The organism is Streptomyces sp. NPDC001194, assembly GCF_042896985.1.
Taxonomy (GTDB): Bacteria; Actinomycetota; Actinomycetes; order Streptomycetales; family Streptomycetaceae; genus Streptomyces.
Map to the genome: position 1 here is coordinate 188,791 of NZ_JBIAXU010000004.1, position 18,862 is coordinate 207,652.

Here is an 18,862-nt window from a genome sequence, read left to right on the forward strand (position 1 = left end):
GGTTGCTGCCGGACCCGGCGCGGCGGCGCACCGGTCAGCGGGTGCGGTTCAGGGTCTGGAGGGCCGCCCGCAGGAGCTGCGGGACCGGGGCCGAGCCGCCGGAGGCGATGGCCGCCTCCGCCTGGGGGGTGACCGCCGTGACGGCCTCGTCCGCCTCTCGGGAGGCGTAGCCCAGGCCGATCAGGGCCGCCGCCAGTTGTTCCGTCCACGGCGCCGGACCCGCCGCCACGGGGGCGCGCTGCGCGCCCACCAGCGGTGCGCCCAGCTTGTCCTTCAGTTCCAGCAGCAGCTTCTGGGCGCCCTTCTTGCCGATGCCCGGGACCGCCGTCAGGGACTTCTCGTCCCCGGTCGAGACCGCCAGGCGCAGGGCGTCCGGGCTGTGCACCCCGAGCATCGCCTGCGCCAGGCGCGGCCCCACCCCGCTCGCCGTCTGCAGCAGTTCGAAGACCTGCCGTTCGTCGTCGTCGGCGAAGCCGTACAGCGTCAGCGAGTCCTCCCGCACGACCAGGGAGGTGGCCAGCCGCGCCGTCTCCCCCATCCGCAGGCCGGCGATGGTGTTCGGCGTGCACTGCACGGCCATGCCCACTCCTCCGACCTCGATCACGGCCAGGGTGGGGGCGAGCGCGGCGACGGGGCCGCTGACGAAGGCGATCATGAGGGGCGGCCTTTCGAGGCGTGCAGGGCGACCGCCTGCTGGAGGCGGTTCTGGGCGGGGGCCCGCCAGATGTGGCAGATGGCGAGGGCGAGGGCGTCCGCGGCGTCGGCCGGCTTGGGCGGGGCGGACAGCCGCAGCAGCCGGGTCACCATCGCGCCGACCTGCGCCTTGTCTGCCCGGCCGGAGCCGGTGACTGCGGCCTTGACCTCACTGGGGGTGTGCAGGGCGACCGGTATCCCGCGGCGCGCCGCGCACAGCATGGCGACGGCGCTCGCCTGGGCGGTGCCCATCACCGTGCTGACGTTGTGCTGGCTGAACACGCGCTCCACGGCGACGACTTCGGGCCGGTGCTCATCGAGCCACTCCTCGATGCCCTGCTCGATCGCGACGAGGCGGTGCCCCAACTCCGCGTCCGCGGGCGTCCGTACGACCCCCACCGCGAGCATGGTCAGCGGACGGCCGGCGACGCCCTCGACCACGCCGACACCGCACCGGGTCAGCCCCGGGTCCACGCCGAGTACGCGCACGCCCCCCACTCTCCTTCGACAGCCAGTGCGTGCAGGCTAACCGGTGGCACCGACAAAGCGGCGGGGGGGGGGGGGGGGGGGCCCCCCGCCCCCCCCCGCCCCCCCCCCCCCCCCGGGCGCCCCCGCCCCCCCCCGGGGGGGGGGGGGGCCCCGGGGGCCCCGGGGGGGGGGGGGGGGGGGGGGGGGGCCCCCCCCCCCCCCCCCCGCCGCTGAAGCCCGATCAGGCGTCGACCTTCTCCATGACCTCGTCGGAGACGTCAAAGTTGGCGAAGACGTTCTGCACGTCGTCGCTGTCCTCCAGCGCGTCGATCAGCTTGAAGATCTTGCGCGCGCCCTCCTCGTCCAGCTCGACCTGCATGGTCGGCAGGAAGTTGGAGTCGGCCGAGTCGTAGTCGATGCCCGCCTGCTGGAGCGCGGTGCGGACCGCGACCATGTCGGTGGCCTCGCTGATGATCTCGAAGCTGTCGCCGAGGTCGTTGACCTCTTCGGCACCCGCCTCGAGCACCGTCTCCAGGACGTCGTCCTCGGAGAGCTCGCCCTTGGGCAGCAGGACGACACCCTTGCGGTTGAACAGGTACGAGACCGAGCCCGGGTCGGCCATCGAACCGCCGTTGCGGGTCATGGCGACGCGGACGTCGGACGCGGCGCGGTTGCGGTTGTCGGTGAGGCACTCGATGAGCACCGCGACACCGTTCGGGCCGTAGCCTTCGTACATGATCGTCTCGTAGTCGGCGCCGCCGGCCTCGAGACCACCGCCGCGCTTGACCGCGGAGTCGATGTTCTTGTTCGGGACCGAGCTCTTCTTGGCCTTCTGGATGGCGTCGAAGAGGGTCGGGTTGCCGTCGATGTCGGCGCCGCCCATGCGCGCCGCGACCTCGATGTTCTTGATCAGCTTCGCGAAGAGCTTGCCGCGCTTGGCATCGATCACGGCCTTCTTGTGCTTCGTCGTAGCCCATTTAGAGTGGCCGGACATCCGCCTGTCTCCTTCGCGTAACCAACAGTGTGCACCTCAGATCCTACCGGGACCTGTTTACAGCCCCGCGCGCACCATGTCGACGAAGTACGCGTGGACCCGGTCGTCTCCGGTCAGTTCCGGGTGGAACGAGGTGGCGAGGACGCTGCCCTGGCGCACGGCGACCGTGTGGCCGTCGTACGTGGCGAGCACCTCGGCGGCGGCGCCGACCGACTCGACCCACGGGGCGCGGATGAAGACGCCCTCGACGGGGCCTCCCTCTATGCCCGCGAAGTCGATCTTCGCCTCGAAGGACTCGTTCTGCCGGCCGAAGGCGTTGCGGCGCACGATCATGTCGATGCCGCCCAGGGTCTCCTGGTCGTCACGGCCGTCGAGCAGCTTGTCGGCGAGCATGATCATGCCGGCGCAGGTGCCGTAGACCGGCATGCCGGCCCGCACGCGCTCGCGCAGCGGCTCCAGCATGCCGAACAGGACGGCGAGCTTCGACATCGTCGTGGACTCGCCGCCGGGGATCACCAGGGCGTCGACCTCGGCGAGCTCCTCGGGACGCCGGACCGGCCTGGCCACGGCGTCCGCCGCGGCCAGGGCGATCAGGTGCTCCCGTACATCGCCCTGGAGGGCCAGGACACCGATAACGGGGTTGGTCATGACTACCAGCCGCGGTTGGCGTAGCGCTCGGCCTCGGGGAGGGTGTCGCAGTTGATGCCGACCATGGCCTCGCCCAGGTTGCGGGAGGCGTCCGCGATGATCTTCGGGTCGTCGTAGAAGGTGGTGGCCTTCACGATGGCGGCGGCGCGCTTGGCCGGGTCGCCGGACTTGAAGATGCCGGAGCCGACGAAGACGCCCTCGGCGCCGAGCTGGCGCATGAGCGCGGCGTCGGCCGGGGTGGCGACGCCACCGGCGGAGAACAGCACGACCGGGAGCTTGCCGAGCTCGGCGACCTCCTTGACGAGCTCGTACGGGGCGCGCAGCTCCTTGGCGGCGGCGAACAGCTCGTTGTTGTCGTAGCCGCGCAGGCGGGCGATCTCGTTCTTGATCTGGCGCAGGTGGCGGACGGCCTCGACGACGTTGCCCGTGCCGGCCTCGCCCTTCGAGCGGATCATGGCCGCGCCCTCGGCGATGCGGCGCAGGGCCTCGCCCAGGTTGGTGGCACCGCAGACGAAGGGGGTGGTGAACGCCCACTTGTCGGAGTGGTTGACCTCGTCGGCCGGGGTGAGGACCTCGGACTCGTCGATGTAGTCGACGCCGAGGGACTGCAGGACCTGGGCCTCGACGAAGTGGCCGATGCGGGACTTGGCCATGACGGGGATGGAGACGGCCTCGATGATCTCTTCGATCATGTTCGGGTCCGACATGCGCGCGACGCCGCCGTCCTTGCGGATGTCGGCGGGGACCCGCTCCAGGGCCATGACGGCCACGGCGCCGGCGTCCTCGGCGATCTTCGCCTGCTCGGCGTTGACCACGTCCATGATCACGCCGCCCTTGAGCTGCTCGGCCATGCCGCGCTTGACGCGGGAGGTGCCGATCGCGGACTCAGCGGACTGCGGGGTGGAGGGAAGCGTGCTCACGGATTGACCTCACTCGAAGGAAGACGGGTGCTGCGGTTCTACTGCGCCGAGCAAACCGTCCCCGACCAGTCCACCGCAAGGGCCAATGAGGAGCCGGTGGCTCCTTTCAACTTGGCCTTTGGGTACAAGTGGGGCCGGCGGGTTCCGCTACGGACGGTCGGCGAGATCCACCGGAGGCTCGTCGTCCATTTCGAAGGCGAGCGGGAACGGGGCGTGGCCGGCCAGCCGGAACCAGCGGACCTTGCGGTGCCGGCGCAGCGCACGGGCCGCCCGTACGGCGTCGTTGTGGAAGCGGCGCGCCATGGGCACCCGGCGGACCGCCGCGGCCAGCTCCTCGGCGGCGGCCTCGCCGCCGGGGGCGGCCTTGAGCAGGTCCACCTGGGCGGCGTCGGCGAACACCGCCCGCAGGGCCTGGCTGAGCTCGCTCTCGGCGACCTCGCGGTGCTCCTCCTCGGCCTGGCGGGCGCCGTGGGCGGCCTCGTACAGGACGAGCGAGGAGGCGGGGTCCAGCACTCCGGAGGTGGCCACCTCGAGCACCACCGAGGCGCGCCGGACGAGCTGCGCGTCGAGGGCGGCGCGGGCGGCGTCCATCCGCGAGTGCAGCCGGTCCAGCCGTCCGGCGGTCCAGCTGAGGTAGACCCCGATGACGCCGAGCGCCAGGGCGGTCCAGACAAGGGTTTCGATCACGGTGCGCGACCCTACCGCTCCCCGTGCCCCCGGCCCCCATCGGCCCTGGCCCGGGCCGCCCCCCTGCCGGGAGCGCGGAAAGCGGCGGGGCGCCCCGCCGTCGGCCTCCCGTCGGCCGTCCACGAGGCGGCCGTCGCCCCCGGCGCCCGGCGCGGGCAGGTCGTCCCCGCCCGGTGGTGGGGCCTCAGGAGGACGTGGTGTCCTTCGAGAATCCCAGGCGGGTGCGGAGCGGGACGCGTTCGTCCGTGGCCACCGCCGCCGCACCGTCCGTCACCGTCTCGTAGACCGCGAGGATGTCCGCCCCGACCGTCGACCAGTCGAAACGGCGTACGTGCGCGGAGCCGCGGGCGCTCAGCTCCGCACGCCGCTCCGGGTCGCGCAGCAGGGCCACGGCGCCCGCGGCCAGTGATTCGGGGTCCTCGTTGGCGAACAGCTCCCCCGCCGCCCCCTGGTCCAGGACCTGGGCGAACGCGTCCAGGTCGGAGGCCAGCACGGCGGCTCCCGCCGACAGGGCCTCGACCAGGATGATGCCGAAGCTCTCGCCGCCGGTGTTCGGGGCCACGTACACGTCGACACTGCGCAGCAGCCGCGCCTTGTCCTCGTCCGAGACCATGCCGAGGAACTCCACCCGCGCACGCAGTTCGGCGGGCAGGGAGGCCACGGCCTCCTCCTCGTCCCCGCGGCCCGCCACGAGGAGCCGTACGTCGGGGCAGGCCTCCACGATCTCGGGGAAGGCCGCCATCAGGACCGGCAGGCCCTTGCGGGGCTCGTCGATCCGGCCGATGAAGCCGAGGGTCTGCCCGGACCAGTCGGGGTTCGCCTCGGCCTTGGCGAAGAAGTCCACGTCGACCCCGTTGGGGATCACGACCGCGTCCCCGCCCAGGTGCTCCACGAGCGTGCGGCGCGCGTACTCGCTGACCGCGATCCGGGCGCTGATCTTCTCCAGGGCGGGCTGGAGGATCGGGTACGCGGCGATCATGGCGCGCGAGCGCGGGTTCGAGGTGTGGAAGGTGGCCACGATCGGGCCCTGCGCCGCCCAGCAGGACAGCAGTCCCAGCGAGGGCGAGGCCGGCTCGTGGATGTGGATCACGTCGAAGACGCCGTCGTGCAGCCAGCGCCGCACCCGCGCCGCCGACAGGAAGCCGAAGTTCAGCCGGGCCACCGACCCGTTGTACGGCACCGGCACCGCGCGCCCGGCCGAGACCACGTACGGCGGCAGCGGGGTCTCGTCGTCGGCCGGGGCCAGCACCGACACCTCGTGGCCGAGGCGGATCAGGTGCTCGGCGAGGTCGCGGATGTGGAACTGGACGCCGCCCGGTACGTCCCAGGAGTACGGGCACACGATGCCGATCTTCACTGCGTGCGCTCCTCCAGGTCGTCCAGCCACAGCCGCTGCAGCATGTGCCAGTCCTCCGGGTGATCGGCGATCCCCTGGGCGAAGGCGTCCGCCACCGCCTGGGTCATGGCGGTGGTCTTCTCGGTCCGGGTGCCCGTCTTCGGCACCTCGACCTCGGGGTGGATCCGGCCGTACATCTTCGGCGTCGCGCCGTAGTGCAGGGTCGCCGGGAGCAGCACCGCACCGGTCTGCTGGGCAAGCAGGGCCGGTCCGGCCGGCATGCGGGCCGCGGAGCCGAAGAAGTCCACCTCGACCCCGGAGGCCGACAGGTCGCGGTCCGCGACCAGGCAGACCAGGCCGCCGGAGCGCAGCCTGCGGGCCAGGGTGCCGAAGGCGGCTCCGCCGCTGTGCGGCAGGACCTCCATGCCCAGGCTCTCGCGGTAGGCGACGAACCGGTCGTACAGGCTCTCGGGCTTCAGCCGCTCGGCGACCGTGGTGAACGGCGCCTTCATGTGGCCGATGGCCCAGGCACCGGCGAGGTCCCAGTTGGCGAGGTGCGGCAGTGCCACGACGACCCCGCGCCCGGAGTCGAGGGCCTCGCGCAGCAGGTGCTCGTCCGTGAACTCGACGTCGGTGCCGAAGCGCTCCGGGTCCATGGTCGGCAGCCGGAAGGACTCCATCCAGTACCGCATGTACGAGCGCATGCCCGCCCGGGACAGCTCGCGCAGCCGCTCGGGACCGGCGTCGGGCACCACCCGGGCCAGGTTCGACTCCAGCCGCAGCACGCTCTTGCCGCGCCGCTTCCACGCGAAGTCGGCGATGCGGCGGCCGAGGGCCACCGCGGCCGGCTCCGGCAGTCTCTTGACCCCGGCCCAGCCGAGCCCGTACGCCCCGTCGACCAGCTTGTCCTGCACCCGCCCGGCCATCAGGCGGCGCCGCCCTCGGCCACGGCGGCCGCGGCGTCGGCCTCCGCCGCCTCACGGCGTACGGTGACCACCCGCTGGATCAGGGTGACCAGGGAGCCCACGGCGACGATCCACAGCGCGATCGGCAGCAGCACCCCGATCCACGAGGGCACCCCGAAGGTCTGCAGCCCGGACAGGCCGGCCGCGACCAGCGAGATCACCAGCCGCTCGGCACGCTCGATGAGCCCGTTGACGGCCACCGGCAGCCCGATCGACTCGCCGCGGGCCTTCGTGTAGGAGACCACCTGGCCGCTGGCCAGGCAGAAGATCGCCACCGCGCACAGCACGTTGTCGTTCCCGTTGCCCGCGTACCAGAGCGCGAGGCCCCCGAAGATCGCCGCGTCGGCGACCCGGTCGAGCGTGGAGTCGAGGAAGGCGCCCCAGCGGCTGGAGACGCCCGCCTGGCGGGCCATGTTCCCGTCGACCAGGTCGGAGAAGACGAAGAGGGTGATGGTGATCGTGCCCCAGAAGAACTCGCCCCGGGGGAAGAAGACCAGCGCTCCCGCCACCACTCCGGCCGTGCCGATCAGGGTGACCGCGTCCGGGCTCACCCCCCGCCGGAGGAGGAACGCGGCGAATGGCGTGAGAACACGCGTGAAGAAGGCACGCGCGTACTTGTTCAGCATGGTCTTCCCAGAGGGTCGCTGGGCCGCACGGCCACATCGGCCACCGGCTGGCCCATCGTAGCCAGCGCCCCGGGCGCCCGGCGCCCCGCACCCACCGGTTCGGGCCGGGCAATCGCCGGTCCGCGCCCGCGTCGCGCTCCGGACAGTGCCGGGTACTACGTATGGACGCAGTGTGACGCCGGTGCAAAGCTCGAAGGACCCCGATTCAACCTCCTCACCGTCACACCGGGAGGCACGAGCATCATGGGAGCCACATCACACCAAGCCGGAGCCGCCGGCAGGGCACCGGCGGCCGACCGCCCGTCGTCGCTCCGCAACGTCGTGCTGGTCGGCCACAGCGGAGCCGGCAAGACCACGCTGGTCGAGGCCCTCGCCCTGACGGCGGGCGCCGTCAACCGGGCCGGCCGCGTCGAGGACGGCACCGCCGTCTCCGACTACGACGAGATCGAACACCGGCAGCAGCGGTCCGTACAGCTGTCCCTCGTCCCGGTCGAATGGGCCGGCATCAAGATCAACATCTTGGACACCCCCGGATACGCCGATTTCGTCGGCGAACTCAGGGCCGGTCTGCGCGCCGCGGACGCGGCCCTCTTCGTCGTCTCCTCCTCCGACGGCATCGACGGCGCCACCCGCATGGTCTGGGACGAGTGCGCGGCCGTCGGCATGCCCCGCGCCATCGTCGTCACCCATCTGGAGGCGGCCCGCGCCGACTACGCGCAGATGACCACCGTCTGCGGCGAGAACTTCGGAGCCGAGGACCCCGACGCCGTCATCCCGCTCTACCTGCCCCTGTACGGGCCCCCCGGCCCCGACGGGCACACCCCGGTCGCCGGCCTCCTCGGCCTGCTCTCGCGGCGCGTGTACGACTACACCTCCGGGGAGCGCGTGGAGCGCGACCCCGAGCCCTCCGAGCTCGCCCTCATCTCCGACGCCCGCTCCCGCCTGATCGAGGGGATCATCGCGGAGAGCGAGGACGAGAGCCTCATGGACCGCTACCTGGGCGGCGAGGACATCGATTTCAAGACCCTCGTCGACGACCTGGAGCGGGCCGTCGCCCGCGGCACATTCCACCCCGTCCTGATGGCGGCCCCCGCCGCCGACGGGGCCCGCCAGGGCCTCGGCACGGTCGAACTCCTGGAACTGATCACCGGCGGCTTCCCCACCCCCCTGGAGCGGGCCGCCGTACCCGTCACCACCCCCGACGGCGCCGACCGCCCGGCCGTCACCTGCGATCCGGAAGGGCCCCTCGTCGCCGAGGTCGTCAAGACCTCCTCCGACCCCTACGTCGGGCGCGTCTCCCTCGTCCGCGTCTTCTCCGGCACCCTGCGCCCCGAGGAGACCGTGCACGTCAGCGGCCACGGCCTGAGCGACCGGGGGCACGAGGACCACGACGTCGACGAGCGGATCGGCACCCTCACCTCCCCCTTCGGCAAGCAGCAGCGCACCCTCACCCAGGTCATCGCCGGGGACCTCGCCTGCGTGGCCAAACTCACCCGGGCCGAGACCGGCGACACCCTCTCGGCCAAGGACCGGCCCCTGCTCATGGAGCCCTGGCCGATGCCCGACCCGCTGCTCCCCCTCGCCATCGCCGCCCACAGCAAGGCCGACGAGGACAAGCTCTCCCAGGGCCTGGCCCGGCTCGTCGCCGAGGACCCCACGATGCGGCTGGAGCAGAACCCGGACACCCACCAGGTCGTCCTGTGGTGCCTCGGCGAGGCCCACCAGGACGTGGCCCTCGAACGGCTGCGCACCCGCTACGGGGTCCAGGTCGATCCCGTCCCGCACAGGGTGAGCCTGCGCGAGACCTTCGGCGCCAAGGCCGCGGGCCGCGGCCGGCACGTCAAACAGTCCGGCGGACACGGCCAGTTCGCCATCTGCGAGATCGAGGTGGAACCGCTCCCGCCGGGCAGCGGCATCGAGTTCGTCGACAAGGTCGTCGGCGGCGCCGTGCCCCGCCAGTTCATCCCGTCCGTCGAGAAGGGCGTACGCACCCAGGCCGCCCGCGGGGTCGCGGCCGGCTATCCGCTGGTCGACGTGCGCATCACCCTGCTCGACGGCAAGGCGCACTCGGTGGACTCCTCCGACGCCGCCTTCCAGACCGCCGGAGCGCTCGCGCTGCGCGAGGCCGCCGCCGAGGCCCGCATCCACCTCCTCGAACCCGTCGCCGAGCTGGCCGTCCTCGTCCCCGACGAGTACGTCGGCCCCGTCATGAGCGACCTCGCCGGCCGCCGCGGCCGCGTCGTCGGCACCGAACAGGCCGGCGCCGGCCGCACGCAGGTGCGCGCCGAGATCCCCGAGATCGAGATCGGCCGCTACGCCGTGGAACTGCGCTCGGTGTCGCACGGCACGGGCCGGTTCACCCGCGCCTACGCCCGCCACGAGCCCATGCCGCCCCAGATCGCCGACAAGGTGCGGGAACAGGCCGAGAAGGGAACCTGATTGACATAGCGCCAGGGGATCCCCCGGGAGCCGCCCACCCAAGCCGCTTGCGGTGGGCGGCATTTCCCTGTCCCATGACCATGGGAAGAGATACGCCGATAGGCTCATCTGCGCGGCAAAAGAGCACAACGCACAGCGATGGGGGCAACGGTGGCGGACGACGGATTCGACTTCAGGCCCGGGGCGCAGGTACCCCTTCAGGGGGGCGGCGGCCAGACCGCGGCGACCAACGCCCTCGCGTCGGCCGCGTACCGGGACGGCGGCGCGGACAGCAAGCTGTCCGACATCGCCAAGGCCGACAACGAGTACCACAAGTCCACGATCAAACCCCCGAAGATCTCGCTCTTCGAGCCCAGCCTGGGCGAGGCCTTCTGCCGCGCCGTGGAGGCCCGCACCCTCGGCGCGGGCCGCAAACCCCTCATCCAGTCCTTCGGCCTGGACCCGCAGACCGTCGTCGAGCACTGCCTGGCCGCCTCCCGCATCCGCAAGGAGCGCGACCGCAAGCTGCGCCTGATCATGCTCGTCGCGGGCGTGGTCTTCCTGCCCGGTCTCCTGCTGTGGCTGGGCCTGTTCCAGCTCCGCAAGACGCTGGCCAAGGGCGACGGCAAGCGCTCGTCCTGGATGGGCACGCTGCTGCTCGTGGGCGTGGCCGTCGTGGCGGCCGTACTCATGTTCCGGCTGCCGTTCACCGGCTTCCTCGGCCTCTACCTGCGCGGGATGATCATCGCCCCCGCCGTGGGCTGGCTCCTCGCCCGCCGGATCTGCGAGGCCACCGCCGCCGACCTGCGCTCCCGCTGGGACGGCCTGCTGGCCGGCAGCGGCATCGGCGCCAAGATCCCGGAGGCGGTGCCCGGCAACCCCGACGAGAAGGCCCGGGAGGACCTGAGGCACTCGCTCGCCAAGCTCACCGCCGAGGACCGCAGCAACTCCGTCTTCTACGCCGGACCCAAGGGCATCCTCGGCATGGGCACCCGCTGGGGCAGCTGGCAGATGGCCGAGGAGCTCGTGCCCAAGACCGAGGGCATGGAGATCCACCCGTTCCGCAGCTGGGACGTCATACGCGCGGTCGACACCGAACTGCGCAAGCTGGAGCGCGGCCCGCTGCACACCGGCGGCCTGCCGCCCGCCTCGATCCAGCACTGGATCGTCACCCCGGTCGGCGAAGGCGCCGGGGAGGTGGCCCGCCCCACCGGTGCCGACGTGGACACCTTCCTCGTCAAGCCGCACGAGATCACCCGGATCTGCAACGAGCAGCAGTTCAGCGGCGGCAACCGGCACTACCTCGGCATCCAGTACCCGCTCTGGGACGGCCAGTTGGTGATCACCATGCTGGTGACGGTCACCGTGCTGTACAAGACGCTGCGCGTCGAGGTGACCGGTCACGCGCTCGGACCGGTGCACGGCCTGTTCACCAGCAAGTCGGCCGCCCCGAAGGTCGAGGTGCCGAAGTCCATCCGGTTCTGGGAGACCGTCGAGCGGCCCCTGCCGCTGGTGGACGCCCAGGAAGTGGTCCGTCTCGCCGTCCGCGCCCCGCTGACCTGGTTCCCGCCGATCCTCGAGTTCTTCGGCGGCAAGCTGGTCCTGCCGGAGCCCTTCGGCCTGCGTCACGTCTGGGCGGGCCAGCCCTGGCGCCACCGCTTCATGGCCGACGACGCCCTGCGCGCCGCGACCCCGGTCCTGCGGGCGGTGCACGCGGCGGCGCTGCGGGTGCTGGAGGAGAACGGCGCCGACATCGACCGCTTCAGCAACCGCTCGATGATCGTCAGCGGGCTCGTCCAGGACGCCGCCCCGCGCAAGGCGGACGCGTACGACGCCTAGACGGGACGCCCGGGGCCGCGGACCGGCCCCGGGTTCCTCGTCGGGTCAGTCGTCGGTCCAGGCGTCGGCGAGCATCTGGCGGGTGTCCGCGAGGAGTTGGGGCAGCACCTTCGTGTGGCCGACGACCGGCATGAAGTTCGTGTCCCCGCCCCAGCGGGGCACGATGTGCTGGTGCAGGTGCGCGGCGATGCCGGCCCCGGCGGCCGCGCCCTGGTTCATGCCGATGTTGAACCCGTGCGCCCCGGACGCCCTGCGCAGCGCGAGCATCGCCCGCTTCGTGAGGTCGGCCAGCTCGGCCGTCTCGGCGGCGTCGAGCTCCGTGTAGTCGGCGACGTGCCGGTACGGGACCACCATCAGGTGGCCGCCGTTGTACGGGTACAGGTTGAGCACGGCGTAGACGTGCTTGCCCCGGGCCACGACCAGGCCGTCCTGGTCGGACATCTCCGGGATCCCGCAGAAGGGACAGCCGTCCCCGGCCTCCGGACCGGTCGGCTTGTTCTCCCCCTGGATGTACGCCATCCGGTGGGGCGTCCACAGACGCTGGAACGCGTCCTGCGTGCCGACACCGATCTGCTGCTCGGGCTCAGTCGTCATGGGATGCAGCATATGACCTTGCCCCCGACGGGCGTGTCGCCGGGGCAGGGACCGCCACTCAGGCCGCGATGCTGGGCCCATGCACGTTGAAGCCGAGACCCCCGACGTCGCCTGGGAGCGCCGTACCGAGATCCCGCTCTTCTACCTCTCGCTCGTGTTCCTCGCCGGGTACGCGGTCCGCGTGCTCGCCCACGCCCACTCCCTCTGGCGCGACATCGCCGCGATCACCGTCGTGCTGACCTGGCTCTGCTTCATCGTGGACTACGTGGTGCGCCTGGTGCTGAGCCGGCAGCGGCCGCTGCGGTTCATCCGCCGCCACTGGCTGGACACCGTGATCGTCATCCTGCCGACGCTGCGGGCGCTGCGCATGGTCAAGGTCCACGACGCGGTCATGGCCAAGAGGCGGGACCGCCCGCACCGCAGCCTGTACCCGCGCGTGATCACGTACGCCGGGCTCTCGTCGCTGCTGCTCGGCTTCTCCGGCTCGCTGGGCCTCTACGACTCCGAGCGGCGGGACCCGCACTCCCCGATCCAGACGTTCGGGGACTCGGTGTGGTGCGTGGTCCAGACGCTGACGACGGTCGGCTACGGGGACGTGGCCCCCGTGACCGTGTCGGGGCGGCTGATCGCGACCACCTTGATGATGTTCGGCCTGGGCCTGCTGGGGGCGGTCACGGGTTCCTTCTCGTCCTGGCTGATCCAGATCTTCCGCCGGGACGACGAAGAGGAGCCCCCGGGGGACGGACCTTCCCCGGGGGCTCCTCACTGAGCCGACTGCGCCGGTCAGACCTGGACGCGGTCCTCGACGACCTTGGCCAGCTTGGCCAGGGCCTCGTCCTTGGCGATGCCGTTCTCCTGCGAACCGTCGCGGTAGCGGAAGGAGACGGTGCCCGCGGCCATGTCCTCGTCACCGACGATGATCATGAACGGGACCTTGAGCTTCTGGTGGTTGCGGATCTTCTTCTGCATCCGGTCGGAGGAGGCGTCCACCTCGACCCGCAGGCCCTTCTTCTTCGCCGCGGCGGCGAACTCCTGCAGGTACTCCACGTGCCCGTCACCGATCGGGATGCCGACCGCCTGGACCGGGGCCAGCCACGGCGGCATGGCGCCCGCGTAGTGCTCCAGCAGTACGGCGAAGAACCGCTCGATGGAACCGAACAGCGCGCGGTGGATCATGACCGGGCGCTGGCGGGAGCCGTCGGGGGCGGTGTACTCGAGGTTGAACCGCTCCGGCAGGTTGAAGTCGAGCTGCACGGTCGACATCTGCCAGGTACGGCCGATGGCGTCGCGCGCCTGGACGGAGATCTTCGGGCCGTAGAAGGCCGCGCCGCCCGGGTCGGGGGTGAGCGGGAGGCCCTGCTTCTCGGCGACCTGCTGGAGGACGGCGGTGGCCTCTTCCCAGACCTCGTCCGAGCCGACGAACTTCTCCGGGTCCTTGGTCGACAGCTCCAGGTAGAAGTCGGTCAGACCGTAGTCGCGGAGCAGGTTCAGCACGAAGGTGAGGGTGCGGTCGAGCTCGTCCGCCATCTGCTCGCGGGTGCAGTAGATGTGCGCGTCGTCCTGGGTGAACCCGCGGGCACGGGTCAGGCCGTGCACGACGCCCGACTTCTCGTACCGGTACACGGTGCCGAACTCGAACAGGCGCAGCGGGAGCTCACGGTACGAGCGGCCGCGCGCGTCGAAGATCAGGTTGTGCATCGGGCAGTTCATGGGCTTGAGGTAGTAGTCGGTACCACCGTCGAGCTGCATGGGGGGGTACATGCCCTCCGCGTACCAGTCCAGGTGGCCGCTCTTCTCGAAGAGCGCGCCCTTGGTGGCGTGAGGGGAGTAGACGAACTCGTAGCCCTCCTCCTCGTGCCGGCGGCGCGAGTAGTCCTCCATGGTCCGGCGGATGATGCCGCCGCGCGGGTGGAAGACGGCGAGGCCGGAGCCGATCTCGTCGGGGACGGAGAAGAGGTCCAGCTCGTTGCCGAGCTTGCGGTGGTCGCGCTTCTCGGCCTCGGCGAGGAAGTCGAGGTGGGCCTTCAGCTCCTCCTTCGAGGGCCAGGCGGTGCCGTAGATGCGCTGGAGCATGGGGTTCTTCTCGCTGCCGCGCCAGTAGGCGGCCGCGTTGCGCATCAGCTTGAACGCCGGGATGTTGCGGGTGGTGGGCAGGTGGGGACCGCGGCAGAGGTCCTTCCAGCACAGGTCGCCGGTCTTCGCGTCGAGGTTGTCGTAGATGGTCAGCTCGCCGCCGCCCACCTCGACGTTCGCCCCGTCGTCGGTGGACGCGGAGCCCTTGATGCCGATGAGCTCCAGCTTGTACGGCTCGTCGGCGAGCTCCTCGCGGGCCGCCTCGTCGGTGACGACGCGGCGGGAGAAGCGCTGGCCGCGCTTCTGGATCTCCTGCATCTTCTTCTCGACGGCCTTCAGGTCCTCCGGGGTGAAGGGCCGGGCCACGTCGAAGTCGTAGTAGAAGCCGTCCCGGACCGGCGGGCCGATGCCCAGCTTGGCCTCGGGGAAGAGCTCCTGCACGGCCTGCGCCATGACGTGCGCGGTCGAGTGGCGCAGGATGTTCAGGCCGTCCTCGGAGGAGATCTCCACCGGCTCGACGGTCTCGCCGTCCTTCACCTCGTACGAGAGGTCCTTCAGCTCGCCCGCGACGCGCGCGGCGACGATGGTGCGCTCCCCGGCGAAGAGCTCGGCCGCCGTAGTGCCCGTGGCCACCACGCGCTCGTCCCGCTCGGAATCGCGTTGGATGATCACACGGACGTCTGACACCGGTCTCTCCTGACTCTGGGGGTGCGCGAGCGAACACTGCGCGCCTGAATCGTACCGAGCCGAGCGCCCCGGCCGCTAAACGGATATCCGCGGGCGCAGCCGTCCGGGCAGGGCCGTGACCATGCGCGGAGCCGGCCCGCGGTCCGGACCGCTCACCCGCGGGCGGTCTCTTGCCGCGATCGCACCATCGGCCACGCCCTGCGTGACTAGCATGTGCGGCCTGCGAGTTGAGCATCCTCAGGGGGACTCCATGGACGTGCGGGTGGGCCTGGTCGGCGACGGGACGGGTGAGGAGCTGCGCCGGCTGGAACAGTGGCTGCGGCAGGACCAGGAGCTGCGCGGGGTCACCGTCACCGCCCTGCGGGCGCCGGACCAGGGCGGTGAGATGGGTCCCGTGACCGAGGCCCTGCACCTGCTGCTCGAACCGCAGGGCGTCCTGCCCGCGGTCGCGGCCTCCCTGGGCACCTGGGCCGGCATGCGGCGCAGGGGCGTGCGCGTCCGGGTGACCAGCGGGAAGAAGACGGTCGAGATCGACGCCACGCGGCTCGACGACCCGCAGGAGGCGGCCCTGCGCATCGTGCGCGAGCTGGACGGCCGGTGAACGGCCCCGCCCTCCCGGGCCTCCCGGCCGCCTCCACGGGGTCGGCCCGCGCCGTACTGATCGGCGCCGCCGCCTACGCCTCGGGGGACCTCACGCCGATCCCGCACTCCCGCCGCAACGTACGGGCCCTCGCGAAGGTGCTCACCGAGGAGGCGGCGGGCGGACTCACGCCCTGGGACGTGCGGACCGTGGACGATCCGCGGGAGTCCGAGGACATCATGCGGCCGGTCTGGGCGGCCGCCGAGGAGGCCGAGGACGCGCTGCTCGTCTACTTCAGCGGCCACGGACTGGTGACCGCCGACGGCACGTTCCATCTCGGTCTCACGACGAGCGACTCCGGCAGGGACTGGACCAGCCTGCCGTACCACTACGTGGCGGATCTGATCAGGAAGTCCGGCGCCAGAGTCAAGATCGTGATCCTGGACTGCTGTTTCAGCGGACGGGGACATGCCGGCCTGATGAGTTCGGGGTCCCGCCTGGTCGCCGAGGAGCTGTCGGACCCGGGCGTGTACTCGCTCTCGTCGGCTCCGGCGGACCGGCGGTCCATGGCGCCCAAGGAGCAGCCGTACAGCGCGTTCACCGGGTTCCTGCTGGCCGTCATGGGCGACGGCGTCCCCGGGGCCGGGCCGGTGCTGGGCCTGACGGACCTCTACCCGGAGGTCCGCCGCCGGATGCGGGTGGCCGGCTTCCCCCTCCCCGAGGAGTGCAGCAAGACAGGCGCCGGCGCCTATCCCTTCGTACGCAACAAGGCCCCCCGGCCCACGGAGCCCGCGCCGGGCCCGGACCCGGCGCAGTACCCCCGCACACCCGCGGCACCGGCCGTCCCCGTCCGGGTCAACGTGCCCCTGGACGAGGCCGTCGCCGTGGCGGCCGGCTCCGACCGCTGGGTGGAGGCGCTGCGCCTGGTCCTGATGCTCCGGGACGTTCCGCTCGCCGCCACCGGGCGTCCGGGCTGGAATCTGCGCCGGCTGGCGAACCGGTGCGAGATGGCCCCGGGGGAACGGATGATCGGGCACGCCACCACCGGCAGGACCCGCAACGTGGTGTTCACCGACAGCCATCTGTGCGTACTGGACTCCGAGGGGCTCCTCAGGGTCCCGTACCCCCGGCTCGGACACCTCTCCGTGGCCGTCTCGATCAAGGAGGAGCGGGTGGTGACCGTCACGGACCAGGCGGGAATCAGCGAGGACGTCTTCTACGTCACCACGACCGCCGACTACGGGGGCCGCAGGCTGAAGTTCGTGGAGTCCGGCACCACCCCGCTGCGCAATTGCCTGACGGGATGCGTCCCCGCCCTGATCGACCTGCACGGCCGCAACCCCGGCTGGTTCTCCTAGGGGGCGTCCTGGTGTTCGTCCCCTTCCTCGTCCGAGGGCAGGACGTCCGCCGGGTCCAGGGATTCGTCCAGGGACTTCATCAGGCGGTCCCGCTCGACCTCGTCCAGCGGGACCGGGCTCACGTCGGTGGCGTCCGTGAGCCGCCGGAACCCGCCCCGGCGCTGCAGCCGCCCGCTCACCCGGATCGGCACGCCCACCAGGTGCGCGTGCCCGGCCACCCGGTACGCCTCCTCGTCCAGCACCGCCCGTACGTACGGCACCTCCGCCCCCGCCAGCACCCGCAGCCGGATCGTCCCCCCGCCGCCGGGGGCCGAGCGCCGCATCCGGACCACCGCCCCGGCCACCCGCACGGGAACCGCCGGCTCGTCGCGCGTGTAGCGCGCCGCCGCCTCCCGGAGAACCGGCAGGTCTCCGGGCGAGAACTCCACCGGCTCCGGCCGGGCCGCGCATCCCGCCGGAACCCCCGCCGCCGGAGCCCAGGCCAGCGCGATCGCGGCCCCCTCCGAGCCCCGCACCAGCGCGATCAGCGCGTCCGCCAGCTCCCGGCTCACCCCGGCCTCGACCGCCGCGTCGAAGGCCTCCATGCCGCCGGTGGCCCGCCGGTAGTCCACGGCCTCCCGGGCCGCGTGCAGCGCGTGGTGCAGCCGCGTCACCGTGCCCCGCCCGCCGTCCACCGGGACGTACGCCGTGAGCACGCGCCCGCCGGGGGACGGCCCGACCAGCACCCCGTCCAGGGCGCGTTCGGCCTGGCCGCGGTGGCGGGCCCCGTAGTACCCGGCCCTGGCCCGCTCCGCGAGGGCCCCCGCGAGCAGGAGCTGCCGCGCGGCCGAGCGGAGCTGCTCCTGCACGGTCCACGCCGCCGCGCCCTGCGGTCCGTACGGTCCCCCGGGGCCCTCCGGTATCCGCCGCTCCCAGCGGATCTCGTCGCTGGGCACGCTCAGCCCGTACAGCACCTCCCGCGCGGACGGCAGCGCGCTGCGCGAGAGGGCGGTCAGCGCCTCCTCCAGCAGGTCGGAGCAGTCGGGGAAGGCCCGGCTCTCCGGGACGAGGAGGCTGCTCCCCCCGCCGGCCGTCCCGTGCGGGGCGGGCGGCGTCCAGCGCCCGTACCGCCCCGCGGCCCCGCCCCGGCGCTGCCAGCCGTGCCGGTGTAGCAGGGCACCGAGCACGGCCGGGTCGACGTGCGCGGGATCGGGGGTCCCGGAGTCGGAGAAGTCCCCGTACTCCGACGGGGACGTCAGCGGTTCCAGGTTCGGTGAGTGCCAGTGCATCAAGGTGTCCCTCCCGACCCGACCCGGGTCATGATCTCGCACAGCGCCCGGTCGTCGAAGATCCGCGTGGTCGGGATCCGTACGGTGGTCCGGCGCCGGCCGGTCACGGGGTGCCCGGCGAGGTTGGTCCAGTAGCAGCAGTGCCGCAGGTCGAGCCGGTCGTGGCCGGCGGCGAGCCACTGGTCGCGCTCTCGCGGGACGAGCATCACGACGAGGATCTTGTGGACGGCGACCGGGGTGCGGGCCAGCTTCACCAGGTGCTCGTTGTCGAGGGTGAAGGCGAAGGTGGGTCCCGCCGGCCTGGGCGGCGTCTGGTAGGTCGCCTTCAGCTGCACCTTGATGGTGACCTCGTCGTCGACGACGTGTTCGGGCGCGCCGTGGTTGACCTGCCAGTCGATGCCGTTGTCCGGGAAGGGCTGGGAGAGCGAGCAGCCGGCCGCGGCGGCGACGGCGTGCAGGTATGCCACCTGGAGGGTTTCCATGCAGGCGGTGGTGGCGAGCGAGCCGCGCAGCGGTGCGGTCCGGTCCTCGTCGGTGCGCGGACCGGTCCGCCCCTGCAGCATCCCGCCCGGTTCGGGCTGCGCGAGCGCCATGGCCGGCTCCCCATGCCTTCCGGGCTCTGCCGAATGAGGGTGGTGTGGTGGGTGGGGTGACGACCGGTCATGTGTGCGGTCCCCCAGGGAAGTTGTCTCCGCAGCGGAAGGTTCG

General features: G+C 72.2%; 18 protein-coding genes. 5 read left to right on the top strand and 13 right to left on the bottom strand.

The genetic code is table 11. The features are described 5' to 3' along the window. Nucleotides 1-34: 34 nt before the first annotated feature. The 9 genes from ruvA to pgsA all read right to left on the bottom strand — a co-directional run bounded on the left by ruvA (nt 35) and on the right by pgsA (nt 7,337). Nucleotides 35-655: a Holliday junction branch migration protein RuvA gene (gene ruvA, locus ACFY1T_RS12015; RefSeq protein ID WP_390788024.1), complete on the bottom strand. Its 621-nt coding sequence runs from the start codon at nt 653-655 to the stop codon at nt 35-37. Then, nucleotides 652-1,182 carry a crossover junction endodeoxyribonuclease RuvC gene (gene ruvC / locus ACFY1T_RS12020; protein ID WP_390788025.1) on the bottom strand — a complete coding sequence of 177 codons (531 nt, stop codon included), beginning with the start codon at nt 1,180-1,182 and terminating at the stop codon, nt 652-654. The genes ruvA and ruvC overlap by 4 nt, the downstream gene beginning before the upstream one ends. A gap of 220 nt (nt 1,183-1,402) precedes the next feature. Next, complete coding sequence (locus ACFY1T_RS12025; RefSeq protein WP_053786045.1) at nt 1,403-2,155, bottom strand: YebC/PmpR family DNA-binding transcriptional regulator; 753 nt, start codon at nt 2,153-2,155, stop codon at nt 1,403-1,405. Between the two features lie 57 nt (nt 2,156-2,212). Beyond that, nucleotides 2,213-2,803, bottom strand: a complete 591-nt coding sequence (gene pdxT / locus ACFY1T_RS12030; RefSeq protein ID WP_030860045.1) for a pyridoxal 5'-phosphate synthase glutaminase subunit PdxT — start codon at nt 2,801-2,803, stop codon at nt 2,213-2,215. 2 nt (nt 2,804-2,805) lie between these two features. Continuing rightward, nucleotides 2,806-3,723 (bottom strand): pyridoxal 5'-phosphate synthase lyase subunit PdxS, encoded by a 918-nt coding sequence (gene pdxS / locus ACFY1T_RS12035; protein WP_008740483.1) that lies wholly within the window; start codon nt 3,721-3,723, stop codon nt 2,806-2,808. A gap of 147 nt (nt 3,724-3,870) precedes the next feature. Next, complete coding sequence (locus tag ACFY1T_RS12040) at nt 3,871-4,410, bottom strand: membrane protein (RefSeq protein ID WP_030860047.1); 540 nt, start codon at nt 4,408-4,410, stop codon at nt 3,871-3,873. 184 nt (nt 4,411-4,594) lie between these two features. Continuing rightward, nucleotides 4,595-5,767 (bottom strand): glycosyltransferase family 4 protein, encoded by a 1,173-nt coding sequence (locus tag ACFY1T_RS12045; protein WP_390788026.1) that lies wholly within the window; start codon nt 5,765-5,767, stop codon nt 4,595-4,597. Beyond that, nucleotides 5,764-6,672 carry a phosphatidylinositol mannoside acyltransferase gene (locus tag ACFY1T_RS12050; RefSeq protein ID WP_390788027.1) on the bottom strand — a complete coding sequence of 303 codons (909 nt, stop codon included), beginning with the start codon at nt 6,670-6,672 and terminating at the stop codon, nt 5,764-5,766. The genes ACFY1T_RS12045 and ACFY1T_RS12050 overlap by 4 nt, the downstream gene beginning before the upstream one ends. Further along, nucleotides 6,672-7,337 carry a phosphatidylinositol phosphate synthase gene (gene pgsA, locus ACFY1T_RS12055; RefSeq protein WP_008740487.1) on the bottom strand — a complete coding sequence of 222 codons (666 nt, stop codon included), beginning with the start codon at nt 7,335-7,337 and terminating at the stop codon, nt 6,672-6,674. The genes ACFY1T_RS12050 and pgsA overlap by 1 nt, the downstream gene beginning before the upstream one ends. Nucleotides 7,338-7,580: 243 nt before the next feature. Here pgsA and ACFY1T_RS12060 point away from each other — a divergent pair, with 243 nt between their 5' ends. Continuing rightward, complete coding sequence (locus ACFY1T_RS12060) at nt 7,581-9,776, top strand: elongation factor G-like protein EF-G2 (protein ID WP_390788028.1); 2,196 nt, start codon at nt 7,581-7,583, stop codon at nt 9,774-9,776. Between the two features lie 150 nt (nt 9,777-9,926). Then, nucleotides 9,927-11,594: a hypothetical protein gene (locus tag ACFY1T_RS12065; RefSeq protein ID WP_390788029.1), complete on the top strand. Its 1,668-nt coding sequence runs from the start codon at nt 9,927-9,929 to the stop codon at nt 11,592-11,594. 45 nt (nt 11,595-11,639) lie between these two features. Here ACFY1T_RS12065 and ACFY1T_RS12070 read toward each other — a convergent pair whose 3' ends face one another. Continuing rightward, a complete protein-coding gene (locus ACFY1T_RS12070; RefSeq protein WP_390788030.1) occupies nt 11,640-12,200 on the bottom strand; it encodes an HIT family protein in 561 nt (186 codons plus the stop codon). Nucleotides 12,201-12,267: 67 nt separating this feature from the next. Here ACFY1T_RS12070 and ACFY1T_RS12075 point away from each other — a divergent pair, with 67 nt between their 5' ends. Then, entirely contained in the window at nt 12,268-12,957 is a 690-nt protein-coding gene (locus ACFY1T_RS12075; RefSeq protein WP_390788031.1) for a potassium channel family protein, read from the top strand. Nucleotides 12,958-12,971: 14 nt separating this feature from the next. Here ACFY1T_RS12075 and thrS read toward each other — a convergent pair whose 3' ends face one another. Then, entirely contained in the window at nt 12,972-14,948 is a 1,977-nt protein-coding gene (gene thrS / locus ACFY1T_RS12080) for a threonine--tRNA ligase (RefSeq protein WP_390788032.1), read from the bottom strand. 250 nt (nt 14,949-15,198) lie between these two features. On the opposite strand from thrS, the gene ACFY1T_RS12085 reads away from it, so the two are divergent. Both ACFY1T_RS12085 and ACFY1T_RS12090 read left to right on the top strand, forming a co-directional pair. Then, on the top strand, nt 15,199-15,549 hold the full coding sequence (locus ACFY1T_RS12085; RefSeq protein WP_030860065.1) for a hypothetical protein: 351 nt from the start codon (nt 15,199-15,201) through the stop codon (nt 15,547-15,549). Further along, entirely contained in the window at nt 15,546-16,886 is a 1,341-nt protein-coding gene (locus ACFY1T_RS12090; protein WP_390788033.1) for a caspase domain-containing protein, read from the top strand. Before ACFY1T_RS12085 ends, ACFY1T_RS12090 begins: the two co-directional genes overlap by 4 nt. On the opposite strand, the gene ACFY1T_RS12095 is transcribed toward ACFY1T_RS12090, so the two are convergent. Next, nucleotides 16,883-18,154, bottom strand: a complete 1,272-nt coding sequence (locus ACFY1T_RS12095; protein WP_390788034.1) for a hypothetical protein — start codon at nt 18,152-18,154, stop codon at nt 16,883-16,885. The two genes, ACFY1T_RS12090 and ACFY1T_RS12095, sit on opposite strands and share 4 nt — an antisense overlap. Beyond that, on the bottom strand, nt 18,154-18,747 hold the full coding sequence (locus tag ACFY1T_RS12100) for a DUF4365 domain-containing protein (protein WP_030860070.1): 594 nt from the start codon (nt 18,745-18,747) through the stop codon (nt 18,154-18,156). The genes ACFY1T_RS12095 and ACFY1T_RS12100 overlap by 1 nt, the downstream gene beginning before the upstream one ends. Nucleotides 18,748-18,862: the final 115 nt, after the last annotated feature.